Here is a 705-nt window from a genome sequence, read left to right on the forward strand (position 1 = left end):
CCGGGCGTGGTCGCCGGCTGCTTCCCGCAGCTCTACGGCGCACTTGCCGGCAACCCGCCCGATCAGGTGATCACCCTGTGAGCGTGACTGCGCGGGGAGAACCCTGTGAGGGAAGCGCCCTGCGACGGGCGGCCGCGCGGCTCTGGCATGCACGGCGCATCCGGCGGCTGGTGCAGGCGCTCCTCGGCGCGGATGCGGTGGTGATCGTGAACGAACTGCCCTGCACCCAGGCCGCCTGTCCCGGCCCGGCCACGCAGATCACCATCCTCGGTTTCGACATGTCGCGGAGGGTCTTGCTGATCCACCGCCCGACAAGCGAAGTGGCAGCGGCGGACCTTTCACAGCTTCTGCGTTGAACGCGCAGCAGTGTCGGCCGTCGCCGCGCTTTGACGCAACAGCACGTCCTGTTGTTTCCGTGCAATGCCAGCGCGTGGGACCTGTTGGCACGCACTCCGAGGCCATTCGCCGATGGAATGCGAGGCCAAGCCTTCGGGCCCGCCTGACTTTGCGGTTCCTACAACTGGGAACATTTCCCAGCCAGGGTAACTGACAAGGGGGCGCGACTTGCAGTTCCATAAGTTGTCGGGGTGCGCCTGCGTCCAATGGGCGTCAGTCCGGTCGTAGCCAGTCAGAAATCCGTCTCGAGGTAGACCCCGGCGCAGTCGTAGGCGACGGCGGCGGCCGTCGCGCCGGTGTTCAGGAAGA

At 66.8% G+C, this 705-nt stretch carries 1 protein-coding gene; it reads left to right on the forward strand.

Translation table 11 applies throughout. The features are described 5' to 3' along the window. Positions 1-77: 77 nt before the first annotated feature. Complete coding sequence (locus tag G8O29_RS18190) at positions 78-356, forward strand: hypothetical protein (RefSeq protein WP_166404599.1); 279 nt, start codon at positions 78-80, stop codon at positions 354-356. Positions 357-705 lie beyond the last annotated feature (349 nt).

Origin of the sequence: Rhodobacter calidifons, from assembly GCF_011174775.1 — a bacterium.
GTDB classification, from domain to species: Bacteria; Pseudomonadota; Alphaproteobacteria; order Rhodobacterales; family Rhodobacteraceae; genus Tabrizicola; species Tabrizicola calidifons.